This window comes from Xylanibacter ruminicola Ga6B6 (assembly GCF_000687715.1).
In the GTDB taxonomy this organism is placed as follows: Bacteria; Bacteroidota; Bacteroidia; order Bacteroidales; family Bacteroidaceae; genus Prevotella; species Prevotella ruminicola_B.
In genome coordinates, this window is record NZ_JHXD01000003.1 from 70,240 (window position 1) to 84,566 (window position 14,327).

Genomic DNA, 14,327 nt, shown 5'->3' on the forward strand with positions numbered 1-14,327 from the left:
ATGTTACGGTTCGCCTGTTCTCTATATCGGTAGAGGGAGGCTTCCACTCCTGATGCTTATATAACAAAATTCAATTAATAACAAACAGAAATGGCTAAAGAAGTTGCTGGATTAATCAAATTACAGATTAAAGGTGGCGCTGCGAATCCCTCACCTCCAGTAGGACCTGCACTGGGTTCTAAGGGAATTAACATTATGGGATTCTGCAAAGAGTTCAACGCCAGAACCCAGGATAAGGCAGGAAAGATTATTCCTGTTGTTATCACCTACTACACTGACAAGTCATTCTCTTTCGAGCTGAAGACTCCTCCCGCAGCTGTACAGCTGAAGGAAGCTGCTAAGCTGAAGAGCGGTAGTGCTGAGCCAAACCGTAAGAAGGTAGCCAAGGTAACTTGGGATCAGGTTCGCGTTATTGCTGAGGATAAGCTGAAGGACTTGAACTGCTTTACCGTAGAGTCAGCTATGAAGCTGATCGCTGGTACAGCGCGTAGTATGGGTATCACTGTAGAAGGGGAGTTCCCTGGTAAATAATTAATAACTTCAATTAGAGACAATGAGTAAACTGACAAAAAATCAAAAGTTGGTCGCTGAGAAGGTTGAAGCAGGGAAAGCATACTCTTTGAAGGAAGCCGCCGCACTGGTGAAGGAAATTACCACCACTAAGTTCGACGCTTCAGTTGATATCGATGTACGCTTGGGCGTTGATCCACGTAAGGCTAACCAGATGGTTCGTGGCGTTGTATCGCTGCCAAACGGAACTGGTAAGGTTACACGTGTGCTCGCTCTCTGTACTCCTGATCAGGAGGCTGCTGCTAAGGAAGCAGGTGCTGACTACGTAGGTCTTGACGAGTATATCGAGAAGATCAAGGGTGGTTGGACAGACGTTGATGTAATCATCACAATGCCTTCTTGCATGGGTAAGCTCGGTCCTTTGGGCCGTGTGCTCGGTCCCCGCGGACTGATGCCAAACCCCAAGAGTGGTACTGTTACTATGGATGTTGCTAAGGCAGTTAAGGAAGTTAAGCAGGGTAAGATTGACTTTAAGGTTGATAAGGCAGGTATTGTGCATACATCAATCGGTAAGATCAACTTCAGCGCAGATCAGATCTTTGAGAATGCTAAGGAGTTCATCTCTACCATTATCAAGCTGAAGCCCGCCGCTGCTAAGGGTACATACATTAAGAGTATCTTCCTCTCAAGCACTATGAGCATGGGTATCAAGGTAGATCCTAAATCAGTTGAATAACTCGTTAAAAGATTAGACAAATGAAAAAGGAAGTAAAAGATACTATCATTGTAGAACTTGGAGAGAAGCTGAAGGCATATCCTCATTTCTATCTTGTTGACCTGACCGGTCTCGATGCCGCTAAGACATCAGAGCTCCGTGAGAAGTGCTTCAAGAATGAGATTAAGTTGCTGGTGGTGAAGAACACTCTTCTCCAGAAGGCATTCGAGGCTTCAGAGATTGATTTCACTCCACTTTATGAGTGCTTGAAGGGTAACACAGCTGTTATGTTCGCACAGACAGCTAATGTACCTGCTAAGCTGATCAAGGAGTACAAGAAGGAAGGTATCCCCGCCCTGAAGGGTGCATATGCTGAGGAGAGCTTCTTCGTTGGTGCTGACAAGCTTGATGAGCTCGTAGCAATTAAGAGCAAGAACGAACTGATCGCCGAGGTTGTAGCTCTGCTGCAGTCTCCAATCAAGAATGTTGTTTCTGGCTTGAACGCTGGTGGCAAGGTTCACGGTCTGCTTGACGCTATCGCTGAGCGTAACAAATAAGCGAAATAAGTAACATTCAAATTAAAAACAATTAAAATTTTAAATAAAATGGCAGATATTAAAGCTATTGCAGAAGAGTTGGTAAACCTTACTGTAAAAGAAGTTAATGAGTTGGCAACTGTCCTGAAGGACGAGTATGGAATTGAGCCCGCCGCTGCAGCTGTTGCTGTTGCCGCTGGTCCTGCTGCAGCTGGTGCTGCTGAGGCAGCTGAGGAGAAGACTTCATTCGACGTAGTTCTGAAGTCAGCCGGTGCTGCTAAGCTGCAGGTTGTAAAGGCCGTTAAGGAGGCTTGTGGTCTTGGTCTGAAAGAGGCTAAGGATCTCGTAGACGGTGCTCCTGCTACCGTTAAGGAGGGTCTGAGCAAGGAAGAGGCTGAGAACCTGAAGAAGACCATCGAGGCCGCTGGTGCCGAGGTTGAGCTGAAGTAATCAGTTACATACAAATAGCAATCGGTTAGGGACTCCCCAGTCGGGGGTTCCTAGCCTTTTTATTTAAATTATAATTTATGGCTTCAAAAATAATAGATAACAGAGTAAACTTTGGCAGCGTCAAAAATCCGATGCCATTCCCGGATTTCCTTGATGTGCAATTAAAGTCGTTCAAAGACTTCCTGCAGTTGGATACTCCGCCTGAGGAACGCAAGAATGACGGCTTGTATAAGGTGTTCGCTGAGAACTTCCCTATCACCGATACACGTAATAATTTCGTTCTTGAGTTCTTGGATTACTATATCGACCCACCTCGTTACAGCATCGATGAGTGCTTGGAGCGTGGTTTGACTTATAGCGTGCCCCTGAAGGCTAAGCTGAAACTGTATTGTACTGATCCGGATCATGAGGATTTCGGAACTGTGATTCAGGATGTGTTCCTGGGTCCTATCCCTTACATGACCGCCAATGGTACATTCGTTATCAATGGAGCCGAGCGCGTAGTCGTTTCACAGTTGCACCGTTCACCTGGCGTATTCTTCGGCCAGAGCGTACATGCTAACGGTACCCTGCTGTATTCGGCTCGTGTTATCCCATTCAAGGGTTCATGGATCGAGTTTGCTACCGACATTAACAATGTGATGTATGCATACATCGACCGTAAGAAGAAGTTGCCCGTAACAACTCTGCTGCGTGCTATCGGTTTCGAGGCTGATAAGGACATCCTGCAGATCTTCAACCTGGCCGAGGAGGTTAAGGTTAACAAGAAGAGTCTGAAGGCTGTGATTGGCTGCAAGCTGGCTGCCCGCGTACTGAAGAGCTGGAACGAGGACTTCGTTGATGAGGATACTGGTGAGGTAGTATCAATCGAGCGTAACCAGATGATTATGGAGCGTGAGACTGAGATTACCGAGGAGAACATGATGGATATCCTTGAGAGTGGCGCACAGACTATCCTGGTGCACAAGGATGCCTCTGTAGCTTCGGATTACAGCATCATCTTCAACACACTGGCCAAAGACCCATCTAACTCTGAGAAGGAGGCTGTGCTCTACATCTACCGTCAGCTGCGTAATGCTGATCCTGCCGATGATGCCAGCGCACGCGAGGTTATCCAGAACCTGTTCTTCTCTGACAAGCGTTACGATCTGGGTGATGTTGGTCGTTACCGTATCAACAAGAAGCTTGGTTTGAACACTGATATGGATGTTCGCGTTCTGACCAAGGAAGATATTATCGAGATTATCAAGTATCTGATTCAGTTGGTTAACTCTAAGGCTACTGTCGACGATATCGACCACCTGTCGAACCGTCGCGTACGTACCGTAGGCGAGCAGCTGGCTAATCAGTTCTCTATAGGTCTGGCTCGTATGAGCCGTACCATCCGTGAGCGCATGAACGTTCGCGATAACGAGGTGTTCACACCAACCGATCTGATCAACGCCAAGACTATCTCAAGCGTTATCAACTCGTTCTTCGGTACCAACCCTCTGTCGCAGTTCATGGACCAGACCAACCCTCTGGCCGAGGTAACTCACAAGCGTCGTCTCTCTGCCCTGGGTCCTGGTGGTCTGAGCCGTGAGCGCGCCGGATTCGAGGTTCGTGACGTACACTATACACACTATGGTCGTCTGTGTCCTATCGAGAGCCCTGAGGGTCCAAACATCGGTCTGATCTCATCTCTCTGTGTATATGCTAAGATCAACGAGCTTGGCTTTATCCAGACTCCTTACCGTAAGGTAGAGAATGGTGTTGCCGACCTGAGCGAGAATGGTATTGTTTACCTTACCGCTGAGGAGGAGGCTGAGCACATCATCGGTCAGGGTAACGCACCTCTGAACGACGATGGTACATTTATCCGTTCGGTTGTTAAGTGCCGTCAGGATGCCGACTTCCCTGTAGTTCCACCTACAGATGTTGACCTGATGGATGTATCGCCACAGCAGATTGCCTCTATCGCAGCATCTCTGATTCCATTCCTGGAGCACGACGATGCTCACCGTGCGCTGATGGGATCTAACATGATGCGCCAGGCTGTACCTCTGCTGCACAACGAGGCACCTATCGTAGGTACCGGTCTTGAGAAGCAGGTTTGTGAGGATTCACGTACCATGGTAACTGCCGAGGGTGATGGTGTGATTGAGTACGTTGATGCTACAACCATCCGTATTCTGTACGATCGCACTGAGGACGAGGAGTTCGTAAGCTTCGAGCCCGCCCTGAAGGAGTACCGTATCGCTAAGTTCCGTCGTACCAACCAGAATATGACCATCGACCTGCGTCCTATCTGTGAGAAGGGACAGCGCGTAAAGGCCGGTGATATCCTGACTGAGGGTTACGCTACTGAGGACGGTGAGCTGGCTCTGGGCCGCAACCTGCTGGTAGCTTACATGCCTTGGAAGGGTTACAACTATGAGGATGCTATCGTGCTGAACGAGCGTATTGTTCGTGACGACGTACTTACCTCTGTACACGTTGATGAGTACTCACTCGATGTACGTGAGACCAAGCGTGGTGTTGAGGAGTTCACAGCTGATATTCCTAATGTAAGCGAGGAAGCTACCAAGGATCTGGACGACAACGGTGTTATCCGTGTTGGTGCCCGTGTTGAGCCAGGCGATATCATGATTGGTAAGATTTCACCTAAGGGTGAGAGCGATCCTTCGCCTGAGGAGAAGCTGCTCCGTGCCATCTTCGGTGATAAGGCTGGTGATGTGAAGGATTCTTCACTCAAGGCTAACCCATCACTGAGTGGTGTTGTTATTGATAAGAAGATGTTCCAGCGTGCCATCAAGGACCGTAAGTCTAAGCAGCAGGATAAGATCGTGCTTGCTAAGATCGACGAGGAGTACGATGCAAAGGTTGAGGACCTGAAGGATATCCTGATCGACAAGCTCATGGAGCTCACTAAGGGTAAGACCTCACAGGGTGTTAAGGACTACACCGGTGCCGAGATCATCACCAAGGGTAGCAAGTTCACTGCTACAGCCCTGCGCAACCTTGAGTATGGCGACGTACAGATTAGCAACTGGACAACAGATGAGCATAAGAACGAGCTGATTGCCAAGCTGATTATCAACTTCATGAAGAAGTATAAGCTGCTTGATGCTGAGATGAAGCGTAAGAAGTTCGCTATTACCATCGGTGATGAGCTGCCTAACGGCATCCTGCAGATGGCTAAGGTTTACATTGCTAAGAAGCGTAAGATCGGCGTAGGTGATAAGCTGGCCGGACGTCACGGTAACAAGGGTATCGTTTCGAAGATCGTTCGTCAGGAGGATATGCCATTCCTCGAGGATGGTCGTCCAGTCGACCTGGTACTGAACCCTCTGGGTGTGCCTTCTCGAATGAACCTTGGTCAGATTTTCGAGGCTATCCTCGGTGCTGCCGGTAAGAAGCTCGGCGTTAAGTTCGCTACACCTATCTTCGATGGTGCTAAGCTCGACGACCTGGCTGAGTGGACCGACAAGGCAGGTCTGCCACGTCTGTGCTCTACCCACCTGTATGATGGTGAGACCGGTGAGCGTTTCGACCAGCCTGCTACAGTAGGTATCACCTACTTCCTTAAGCTCGGTCACATGGTTGAGGATAAGATGCACGCCCGTTCAATCGGTCCGTACAGCTTGATTACTCAGCAGCCTCTTGGTGGTAAGGCCCAGTTCGGTGGTCAGCGTTTTGGAGAGATGGAGGTTTGGGCCCTCGAGGCCTTCGGCGCCAGCCATGTTCTTCAGGAGATCCTGACAATCAAGTCGGATGATACCGTAGGTCGCTCTAAGGCTTACGAGGCTATCGTTAAGGGCGAGCCAATGCCTACACCAGGTATCCCTGAGTCTCTCAATGTGCTGCTGCACGAGTTGCGTGGTCTTGGTTTGAGTATTACCCTCGACTAAGTGAGTTAAGTAATAAGAGTTAAGAATTAAGAGAAAGATAATATATATGGCTTTCAAGAAGGATTCAAAAATAAAGAATAATTTTACGAAGATTACCATCGGACTTGCTTCTCCTGAAGAGATTCTGGAGAGCAGCTTCGGTGAGGTTACCAAGCCAGAGACCATCAACTATCGTACCTATAAGCCTGAGCGCGATGGTTTGTTCTGCGAGCGCATCTTCGGTCCTACCAAGGATTATGAGTGTGCCTGCGGTAAGTACAAGCGCATCCGTTATAAGGGTATTGTCTGCGACCGTTGTGGTGTAGAGGTAACAGAGAAGAAGGTTCGTCGTGAGCGTTCTGGTCACATCGAGCTGGTTGTGCCCGTAGCACACATCTGGTACTTCCGTAGTCTTCCTAATAAGATAGGTTACCTGCTGGGTCTGCCCACCAAGAAGCTCGATGCAGTTATCTACTACGAGCGCTACGTGGTTATCCAGCCAGGTGTAATGGCAGGCCGTAAGGATGCCGAGGGTAACGATGCCCTGGGTTCTAACAAGTTCGACCTGCTCTCAGAGGATGAGTACTCAGAGATTGTAGAGAATCAGCTTTCACCCGAAAACGAGTATCTCGACGACAGCGATCCTAACAAGTTCATCGCTAAGATGGGTGCCGAGGCTATCTACGACCTCCTGACACGTATCGACCTCGACTCACTGTCGTACGAACTGCGCGACCGTGCTAACAGCGACTCTTCAGTTCAGCGTAAGAACGAGGCTCTGAAGCGTCTGCAGGTAGTAGAGGCATTCCGCTCATCAGTAGAGAAGGGCATCAACCGCCCCGAGTGGATGATCATGAAGATTATCCCTGTTACTCCTCCTGAGCTCCGTCCTCTGGTACCACTGGATGGTGGTCGTTTCGCTACTTCTGACTTGAACGACCTCTATCGTCGTGTGATCATCCGTAACAACCGTCTGAAGCGTCTGATGGAGATCAAAGCTCCTGAGGTCATTCTCCGAAACGAGAAGCGTATGCTGCAGGAGGCTGTGGATTCACTCTTCGACAACAGCCGTAAGTCATCTGCTGTCAAGAGCGATAGCAACCGTCCTCTGAAGTCACTCTCTGACTCACTGAAAGGTAAGCAGGGACGTTTCCGTCAGAACTTGCTGGGTAAGCGTGTTGACTATTCAGCCCGTTCGGTTATCGTTGTAGGTCCTGAGCTGAAGATGGGTGAGTGCGGTCTGCCAAAGCTGATGGCTGCCGAGCTGTACAAGCCATTCATTATCCGTAAGCTCATCGAGCGTGGTATCGTGAAGACTGTAAAGAGCGCTAAGAAGATCGTTGACCGTCGTGAGCCAGTTATCTGGGATATCCTGGAGAACGTGATGAAGGGTCACCCTGTACTGCTGAACCGTGCACCAACACTGCACCGTCTGGGTATCCAGGCCTTCCAGCCTAAGATGATCGAGGGTAAGGCTATCCAGCTGCACCCACTGGCATGTACTGCGTTCAACGCCGACTTCGACGGTGACCAGATGGCTGTACACCTCCCATTGAGTAACGAGGCTATCCTCGAGGCTCAGCTGCTCATGCTGCAGAGCCATAACATTCTGAACCCTGCCAACGGTGCACCTATCACCGTGCCTTCACAGGATATGGTACTTGGTTTGTACTACATTACCAAGATCCGTCCAGGTGCAAAGGGTGAGGGACTTACCTTCTACGGTCCTGAAGAGGCTATCATCGCTCACAACGAGGGTAAGTGCGAACTGCACGCCCAGGTTAAGGTTATCGTTGACGATATCGTTGATGGTAAGCCCGAGCGCCGCATGGTTGAGACTTCAGTAGGTCGTGTGATTGTAAACGGCATCATTCCAAAGGAGGTTGGTTACGTTAACAAGATTATTTCTAAGAAGAGTCTGCGCGACATCATCGCAGCCGTTATTAAGAATGTAGGTTTTGCCGAGGCCTGTGAGTTCCTTGATGGTATCAAGAACCTGGGTTACCGCATGGCTTACGTGGCTGGTCTGTCGTTCAACCTCGATGATATCATTATTCCAAAGGAGAAGGCTGAGCTGATTGCCAAGGGTAATGAGGAGGTACAGCAGATTACTGACAACTATAACATGGGATTCATCACCGACAACGAGCGTTATAATCAGGTTATTGATACCTGGACCCACGTTAACAACGATATCGGTAACATCCTGCTGAAGCAGATGACCGAGGCCGACCAGGGATTCAACGCTGTATTCATGATGCTTGACTCAGGTGCCCGTGGTAGTAAGGACCAGATTAAGCAGCTTTCAGGTATCCGTGGTCTGATGGCTAAGCCTCAGAAGGCCGGTGCCGAGGGTCACCAGATTATTGAAAACCCAATCCTTTCTAACTTTAAGGAGGGTATGTCGGTGCTCGAGTACTTTATCTCTACTCATGGTGCTCGTAAGGGTCTGGCTGATACCGCTATGAAAACAGCCGACGCTGGTTACCTGACACGTCGATTGGTTGACGTATCGCACGATGTGATTATTACCGAGGAGGATTGCGGTACCCTGCGTGGTTTGCAGTGCACAGCTCTGAAGAGCGGCGACGAGATTATCTCAAGCCTGTCGGAGCGTATCCTGGGTCGTGTATCAGTTCACGATGTGATCAATCCTAAGACCGGTGAGGTGATTGTAGCTGCCGGTGAGGAGATCACCGAGAGTGTAGCCGAGGCTATCGAGGCATCTGATATCGAGATGGTCGAGATCCGTTCAGTGCTCACTTGTGAGTCGAAGAAGGGTGTCTGCATGAAGTGTTACGGACGTAACCTCGCTACCCGTCGTATGGTACAGAAGGGTGAGGCAGTTGGTGTGATTGCCGCTCAGGCTATCGGTGAGCCAGGTACACAGCTTACTCTGCGTACGTTCCACGCCGGTGGTGTGGCTGCCAACGCCGCAGCAAATGCAAGCATCGTATGTAAATATGATCGCGCTATGATCGAGTTTGAAGAGGTTCGTACCGTTCCATTCGATGAGGATGGCCGCGACTGTCAGATGGTTGTAAGCCGTTTGGGTGAGATGCGTTTCGTTGATCCTAACACCAAGATCGTTCTCTCTACCGTTAACGTGCCTTACGGTTCGTCACTCTACTTCGGTCACGGCGACGAGGTTGCCAAGGGCGACAAGATTGCTCAGTGGGACCCATTCAACGCCGTTATCGTAACCGAGTACGCTGGTACCCTGAAGTTCAACGACGTCATCGAGGGTGTTACCTTCCGTGCCGAGACCGACGAAACCACTGGTCTGACTGAAAAGATTGTTACCGAGTCGCGCGACCGTACTAAGGTTCCTACCTGTGATATTATCGGCGCCGATGGCGAGGTAATCGGAACATATAGCTTCCCTGTAGGTGGACACGTTGTTGTTGAGGATGGCCAGACAGTTGCAACTGGTGAAACCCTCGTTAAGATTCCACGTGCTGCTGCCAAGGGTGGTGATATCACCGGAGGTCTGCCTCGTGTAACCGAGCTGTTCGAGGCTCGTAACCCATCTAACCCTGCTGTTGTATCTGAGATCGATGGTGAGGTAACCATGGGTAAGGTAAAGCGTGGTAACCGTGAGATTATCGTAACCTCTAAGACTGGTGAGCAGCGTCGTTATCTCGTATCGCTGTCTAAGCAGATCCTGGTACAGGAGCACGATGCCGTACGTGCTGGTACACCACTTTCTGATGGTGTTATCACTCCAGGCGACATCCTGGCCATTAAGGGTCCCACCGCAGTACAGGAGTACATCGTGAACGAGGTTCAGGACGTATACCGTCTGCAGGGTGTAAAGATTAACGATAAGCACTTCGAGATCATCGTACGTCAGATGATGCGTAAGGTACAGATCAACGAACCTGGCGATACCTCATTCCTCGAGCAGGAGATTGTCGACAAGCTCGACTTTGCTGAGGAGAACGATCGCATCTGGGGTAAGAAGGTAGTTACCGATGCCGGTGACTCTGAGAACCTGCAGAAGGGTCAGATTGTTACCGCCCGCAAGCTGCGCGACGAGAACTCTATGCTGAAGCGTCGTGACCTCCGTCTGGTACAGGTTCGTGATGCCGTGCCCGCAACATCTACCCAGATCCTGCAGGGTATCACACGTGCCGCCCTCCAGACCAAGTCGTTCATGTCGGCTGCATCGTTCCAGGAGACAACCAAGGTACTTAACGAGGCTGCCATCCGTGGTAAGGTAGATCACCTGGTAGGTATGAAGGAGAACGTAATCTGCGGACACCTGATTCCTGCTGGTACCGGTCTGCGTGAGTTCGAGAAGATTATCGTTGGTTCAAAGGAGGAGTATGAGCGCATTCAGGCTAATCGCAAGAACGTTCTCGACTTCGCTGATGAGACCATTCTCGAGGAGAAATAAGGCTATCTTTGATTAGCAAAATATGTTAAGAGTGCTGCATGTATGTGCGGCACTCTTTTTTCTTCATTATGGACATAATCTACTATTAATTAATTCAAAAAACGTTATTTCTTGTTAAATCAAGGGTTTAAACTTGCATTTTCTCCATATAAGTTAGGTGGAATCGGAAAATAGTTGTACCTTTGCAGCCCGAAACGCCCCTATTAAGCGAGATAGGGTGTGTAAAGCGCTGATTATAAATAAAATAACATATATATAAATTAAAAATTAAAGTATTATGCCTACAATTTCACAATTGGTAAGAAAAGGCAGAAAGGTAATTGTTGACAAGTCAAAGTCACCTGCTTTGGACAACTGTCCTCAGCGTCGTGGTGTCTGCGTACGTGTGTACACAACAACTCCTAAGAAGCCTAATTCGGCTATGCGTAAGGTAGCCCGTGTTCGTCTGACAAATCAGAAGGAAGTTAACTCTTACATCCCTGGAGAGGGACACAACCTGCAGGAGCACTCAATCGTGCTTGTTCGCGGTGGTCGTGTTAAGGACCTGCCAGGTGTACGTTACCACATCGTTCGCGGTACTCTTGATACTGCTGGTGTAGCTAACCGTACACAGCGCCGTTCTAAGTATGGTGCTAAGCGTCCAAAGGCTAAGAAGTAAAATGACCGGAGATGGTCAGTCAGGCCAAAAAGAAACAAAAAATTTAATCCGTTTTGCTGGAGATAATGTTATAAAGGTTGAGTAAATGTCCGAGCGAAGGACGTTGAAGAACAAGTAAGAACAGCCCTCAAGCAGAATTTTAATTCAAAAACAAAATGAGAAAAGCAAAACCAAAGAAGCGTGTGATCCTGCCAGATCCCGTATTCAACGATCAGAAGGTGTCTAAGTTTGTAAACCACCTGATGTTTGATGGTAAGAAGACTAAGTCTTATGAGATCTTCTACAATGCACTGGAGACAGTGAAGAGCAAAATGAACAACGAGGAGAAGTCTGCCCTGGAGATCTGGAAGCAGGCCCTCGACAACATTACCCCACAGGTTGAGGTAAAGAGCCGCCGTATCGGTGGTGCTACTTTCCAGGTACCTACTGAGATCCGTCCCGACCGTAAGGAGAGTATCTCAATGAAGAACATGATTCAGTTCGCTCGTAAGCGTTCTGGTAAGTCAATGGCTGATAAGCTGGCTGCTGAGATCATGGACGCCTTCAACAATCAGGGTGGTGCCTTCAAGCGTAAGGAGGATATGCATCGCATGGCCGAGGCTAACCGCGCATTTGCTCACTTCCGTTTCTAATAAATAAGGTAAGAAGTTAAAAGGATACAAAACAATGGCAAACCGCGATTTACATTTAACAAGAAATATCGGTATTATGGCTCACATCGATGCCGGTAAGACAACCACTTCTGAGCGTATTCTGTTCTACACAGGTAAGACTCATAAGATTGGTGAGGTACACGATGGAGCTGCTACTATGGACTGGATGGCTCAGGAGCAGGAGCGTGGTATTACTATCACATCTGCTGCTACCACCTGTAACTGGACATGGAATGGTAAGAACTTCAAGATCAACTTGATTGATACTCCGGGACACGTTGACTTTACCGCTGAGGTAGAGCGTTCACTGCGTGTACTGGATGGTGCTGTTGCTACTTACTCAGCTGCCGACGGTGTTCAGCCTCAGTCTGAGACTGTATGGCGCCAGGCCGACAAGTACAACGTACCTCGTATCGGTTACGTTAACAAGATGGACCGTTCAGGTGCTGACTTCTTCGAGACTGTTCAGCAGATGAAGGACATCCTGGGTGCTAACCCTGTTGTTATCCAGGTGCCCATCGGTGCTGAGGAGAACTTCAAGGGTCTGGTTGACCTGATCAAGATGAAGGCTATCCTGTGGCACGATGAGACCATGGGTGCTGAGTACGATGTTGAGGATATCCCCGCCGACATGGAGGCTGAGTGCGACGAGTGGCGTAACAAGCTGCTCGAGGCTGCTGCTGAGTACGACGAGGCTCTGATGGAGAAGTACTTCGACGATCCTAACTCAATCACTGAGGACGAGATCATCGCTGCTATCCGTAAGGGAACCATCTCAATGGCTTGTACTCCTATGCTGCTCGGTTCTTCTTATAAGAACAAGGGTGTGCAGCCTCTGCTCGACTACGTATGTGCATTCCTGCCCGCACCTGTTGACGTAGAGGTTATTAAGGGTACCAACCCTGATACCGATGAGGAAGAGGATCGTAAGCCTTCTGAGGACGAGCCTACATCGGCTCTGGCCTTTAAGATTGCTACCGACCCATACATGGGCCGTCTGGTATTCTTCCGTGTTTACTCTGGTAAGATCACTGCCGGATCATACGTTTACAACCCACGTTCGGGTAAGAAGGAGCGTATCAGCCGTCTGTTCCAGATGAACTCAAACAAGGAAATTCCAATGGAGAGCATCGACGCTGGTGATATCGGCGCAGGTGTAGGTTTCAAGGATATCCGTACTGGTGATACCCTCTGCTCTGAGGATGCACCTATCGTACTGGAGTCAATGAGCTTCCCCGACACTGTGATCTCTATCGCAGTTGAGCCAAAGAGCCAGGCCGACGTTGCTAAGCTCGATAACGGTCTTGCTAAGCTGGCCGAAGAGGACCCAACATTCACCGTTCGTACCGACGAGCAGAGTGGTCAGACCATTATCTCAGGTATGGGTGAGCTTCACCTCGATATCATTATCGACCGTCTGAAGCGTGAGTTCAAGGTTGAGTGTAACCAGGGTAAGCCTCAGGTTAACTACAAGGAGGCCATCACCAAGACTGTTAACCTCCGTGAGGTTTACAAGAAGCAGTCGGGTGGTCGCGGTAAGTTCGCTGATATCATCGTAAACGTTGGTCCTGTTGACGACGATTGGGATATCGCTAAGGACGGCGGTCTGCAGTTCGTTAACGAGGTTAAGGGTGGTAACATTCCTAAGGAGTTCATCCCATCTATCCAGAAGGGATTCGAGAACGCTATGAAGAATGGTATCCTCGGTGGTTACCCAATGGATTCACTGAAGGTAACTGTACTTGACGGTTCATTCCACCCCGTTGACTCTGACCAGCTCTCATTCGAGATCGCTGCTCTGCAGGCATACAAGAACGCATGTGCTCAGGCTAAGCCCGTACTGATGGAGCCTATCATGAAGCTCGAGGTTGTAACACCTGAGGAGAACATGGGTGATGTTATCGGTGACCTGAACAAGCGTCGTGGCCAGGTAGAGGGTATGGAAGAGGCTCGCAGCGGTGCCCGTGTTGTTAAGGCTCAGGTGCCCCTGTCAGAGATGTTCGGTTATGTAACCGCTCTGCGTACCATCACTTCAGGTCGTGCTACCAGCTCTATGGAGTATGATCACCACGCTCCTCTGTCAAGCTCTATCGCTAAGGCAGTTCTGGAGGAGGTTAAGGGCCGTGCCGACCTCGTATAAGGATAACAAATGGGTGCTGCTGAGCAAATGACTCTTTAGCAGCACCCGCTTTAAAATAACAATTAAACAATTAAAACGACAATGAGTCAGAAAATTCGTATTAAGCTGAAGAGCTACGACCACAAACTCGTAGACAAGTCAGCCGAGAAGATTGTGAAGGCTGTTAAGGCCACAGGTGCTATCATCAGCGGTCCTATCCCCCTTCCTACACACAAGCGTATCTACACCGTTAACCGCTCTACCTTCGTAAACAAGAAGGCTCGTGAGCAGTTCCAGCTCTCAGACTACAAGCGTCTGATCGACATCTACAGCTCAACTGCTAAGACTGTTGACGCTCTGATGAAGCTCGAGCTCCCCAGCGGTGTTGAGGTTGAGATCAAGGTATAGTTTTATCTTT

At 49.2% G+C, this 14,327-nt stretch carries 10 protein-coding genes; all 10 read left to right on the forward strand.

The window, feature by feature from the left end; genetic code table 11:
• The first annotated feature begins 90 nt into the window (after positions 1-90).
• Positions 91-531 carry a 50S ribosomal protein L11 gene (gene rplK / locus T500_RS0103090; RefSeq protein ID WP_013064963.1) on the forward strand — a complete coding sequence of 147 codons (441 nt, stop codon included), beginning with the start codon at positions 91-93 and terminating at the stop codon, positions 529-531.
• A 22-nt stretch (positions 532-553) separates the two neighbouring features.
• Positions 554-1,246, forward strand: coding sequence for a 50S ribosomal protein L1 (rplA, locus tag T500_RS0103095; protein WP_028906904.1), 693 nt, complete (start codon positions 554-556; stop codon positions 1,244-1,246).
• 20 nt (positions 1,247-1,266) lie between these two features.
• Complete coding sequence (gene rplJ, locus T500_RS0103100) at positions 1,267-1,782, forward strand: 50S ribosomal protein L10 (protein WP_013064077.1); 516 nt, start codon at positions 1,267-1,269, stop codon at positions 1,780-1,782.
• Between the two features lie 48 nt (positions 1,783-1,830).
• Positions 1,831-2,211, forward strand: a complete 381-nt coding sequence (gene rplL, locus T500_RS0103105) for a 50S ribosomal protein L7/L12 (RefSeq protein WP_028906905.1) — start codon at positions 1,831-1,833, stop codon at positions 2,209-2,211.
• Between the two features lie 77 nt (positions 2,212-2,288).
• The gene (gene rpoB, locus T500_RS0103110; protein WP_028906906.1) at positions 2,289-6,101 is read left to right on the forward strand and encodes a DNA-directed RNA polymerase subunit beta; all 3,813 of its coding nucleotides are present in this window, start codon (positions 2,289-2,291) and stop codon (positions 6,099-6,101) included.
• 46 nt (positions 6,102-6,147) lie between these two features.
• On the forward strand, positions 6,148-10,479 hold the full coding sequence (gene rpoC / locus T500_RS0103115; RefSeq protein WP_028906907.1) for a DNA-directed RNA polymerase subunit beta': 4,332 nt from the start codon (positions 6,148-6,150) through the stop codon (positions 10,477-10,479).
• Between the two features lie 277 nt (positions 10,480-10,756).
• On the forward strand, positions 10,757-11,137 hold the full coding sequence (gene rpsL, locus T500_RS0103120; protein WP_013063973.1) for a 30S ribosomal protein S12: 381 nt from the start codon (positions 10,757-10,759) through the stop codon (positions 11,135-11,137).
• Between the two features lie 155 nt (positions 11,138-11,292).
• The gene (gene rpsG, locus T500_RS0103125; protein WP_013063135.1) at positions 11,293-11,769 is read left to right on the forward strand and encodes a 30S ribosomal protein S7; all 477 of its coding nucleotides are present in this window, start codon (positions 11,293-11,295) and stop codon (positions 11,767-11,769) included.
• A 34-nt stretch (positions 11,770-11,803) separates the two neighbouring features.
• The gene (gene fusA, locus T500_RS0103130; protein ID WP_028906908.1) at positions 11,804-13,930 is read left to right on the forward strand and encodes an elongation factor G; all 2,127 of its coding nucleotides are present in this window, start codon (positions 11,804-11,806) and stop codon (positions 13,928-13,930) included.
• A gap of 81 nt (positions 13,931-14,011) precedes the next feature.
• A complete protein-coding gene (rpsJ, locus tag T500_RS0103135) occupies positions 14,012-14,317 on the forward strand; it encodes a 30S ribosomal protein S10 (RefSeq protein WP_013064715.1) in 306 nt (101 codons plus the stop codon).
• Positions 14,318-14,327: the final 10 nt, after the last annotated feature.

Coding starts and splice junctions, on each gene's coding strand:
- rpoC (WP_028906907.1), top strand. CDS start 6,148: ATGGCTTTCAAGAAGGATTCAAAAATAAAGAATAATTTTACGAAGATT.
- rpsL (WP_013063973.1), top strand. CDS start 10,757: ATGCCTACAATTTCACAATTGGTAAGAAAAGGCAGAAAGGTAATTGTT.
- rpsJ (WP_013064715.1), top strand. CDS start 14,012: ATGAGTCAGAAAATTCGTATTAAGCTGAAGAGCTACGACCACAAACTC.
- rplL (WP_028906905.1), top strand. CDS start 1,831: ATGGCAGATATTAAAGCTATTGCAGAAGAGTTGGTAAACCTTACTGTA.
- rpsG (WP_013063135.1), top strand. CDS start 11,293: ATGAGAAAAGCAAAACCAAAGAAGCGTGTGATCCTGCCAGATCCCGTA.
- rplK (WP_013064963.1), top strand. CDS start 91: ATGGCTAAAGAAGTTGCTGGATTAATCAAATTACAGATTAAAGGTGGC.
- rplA (WP_028906904.1), top strand. CDS start 554: ATGAGTAAACTGACAAAAAATCAAAAGTTGGTCGCTGAGAAGGTTGAA.
- rpoB (WP_028906906.1), top strand. CDS start 2,289: ATGGCTTCAAAAATAATAGATAACAGAGTAAACTTTGGCAGCGTCAAA.
- rplJ (WP_013064077.1), top strand. CDS start 1,267: ATGAAAAAGGAAGTAAAAGATACTATCATTGTAGAACTTGGAGAGAAG.
- fusA (WP_028906908.1), top strand. CDS start 11,804: ATGGCAAACCGCGATTTACATTTAACAAGAAATATCGGTATTATGGCT.